This is a genomic window from Helicobacter salomonis, from assembly GCF_900197775.1.
Taxonomy (GTDB): domain Bacteria; phylum Campylobacterota; class Campylobacteria; order Campylobacterales; family Helicobacteraceae; genus Helicobacter; species Helicobacter salomonis.
Map to the genome: position 1 here is coordinate 1 of NZ_FZMA01000053.1, position 1,512 is coordinate 1,512.

Sequence of the window (1,512 nt, forward strand, 5' to 3'; positions counted from 1 at the left end):
CAAATGGGCAATGACGAATTTAGCGCGCAATACCAACAAGAACCCATCGCCTTAAGTGGGGGCTACTTTGAAGAGGAGCATTACCACAATGTCTATTTACACCAATTAGGCACACTCAATACCTTCCTCTTTGTAGACAATGCTTTGAGCCTCAAACAGAGTGCGGATAATCGTGCCATTGTGGTGGTGGGAGTAGAGAATTACAAGCAGAGTGCGCGCTATTGTGTCTTAGATTGTTTCTGTGGGATTTGGAGTGAGGAAGATACGATTAATCACATTCTACAAGCCAAGCAGCAATACCCCCAAGCCAAGACCTATATTGAGAGTGAGGCAGGGGGGCTTGTGTTACACCGCTTACTCATGGTAGAGTTGGTCAAATTCAACCAACAGGCTAAAGAGCGCAACAAACCCACTCTCAATGACTATGTCTATTGCTACACCCCTAGTCGTAAGGTGAGCAAGGTAGAGAAAATCAAAGCCATGCGCCCCTACTACAACACGGGCTTTCTAGTTTTTAGCCATGCCTGCCAAAATCAAGAGCAACTCAAAAAAGAGCTTTTTAGCTTCAATCCTGACAGACCTTATAAACAAGATGATTGTATCGATGCTCTAGCTAGTTGTCTGAACCACTCCGAGGTCAAAGCCCCTTTTGCGCCTAAGCAAGAGATCACACAGGGTAGAAATCCCTTTAAGCCTAGGCCGACATGGAGGGTTTAGGGAATTGTTTGTCTAGGACTTAAGTTAGAATGTGGCACAATAGTACCAGCGTTACGCCCCCGCCATTGGCGGGGTTTGCGCGCTATAGTAGTCGTTCTGCGAAAACGACCACAAACGCTAATACTATTAGCAGTTTTTGCATCGCGGTTACCAAGTCTGTGGACCACAGACGCTAAGAGAAATCGCCGCAAGTACATGTGAAGTTTTTTATGGACTAGGGGCATTTACTCCAAAACTACCCTAACTGGGACCCACACCCTCCAACCCCTACACAGGTATCCCTGCAGTACTCCAAATCGCCTATTAGGGCAACCACGCGTGCCAACAAGGCATTATACCTTTTTAACCCTTGTCTTGCTTTTCATTTCCCACTATGCTTGCCCCATAAAGGGAAAAAATGGCAACTTTAGATTTTAAAAGATTAGCTGCAGATGGTATTGACAAGGCTCGAGTGCTAGACTTCATCAAAGCCCAAAAGAGTAATTTCAACCACGATGCCTTAGAACAATTCTATCAGCAAAGAGGCTTTAGTGCCGATCAGATCACCCGTGCCCTCTACCACGATTTAGAGCATTTCAAAGAATTTAGCTTTGAGCCCACTCAGGGTTTAGCAGAGAGCTCTAATCAGAGTGCAGCACAAAACACAGACCCCCATGCTAAAACAAAGGGCTTAGCACAGAGCCCCACAGAGCTACCACAGAGTGCTCAGACATCAGAACAAATTCCACCAAACTCTCCCGCACACTCTCTAGACGCCAATGCGCAGAGATTAACGCAGAGCTCTACAACTCCACC

2 pseudogenes are annotated in these 1,512 nt (G+C 46.2%); both read left to right on the top strand.

The features are described from left to right. A pseudogene (locus tag C6H04_RS07210) lies at nucleotides 1–717 on the top strand (hypothetical protein); the annotation flags it as partial. Between the two features lie 397 nt (nucleotides 718–1,114). Then, nucleotides 1,115–1,512 (top strand): annotated as a pseudogene (locus C6H04_RS07215) (hypothetical protein); the annotation flags it as partial.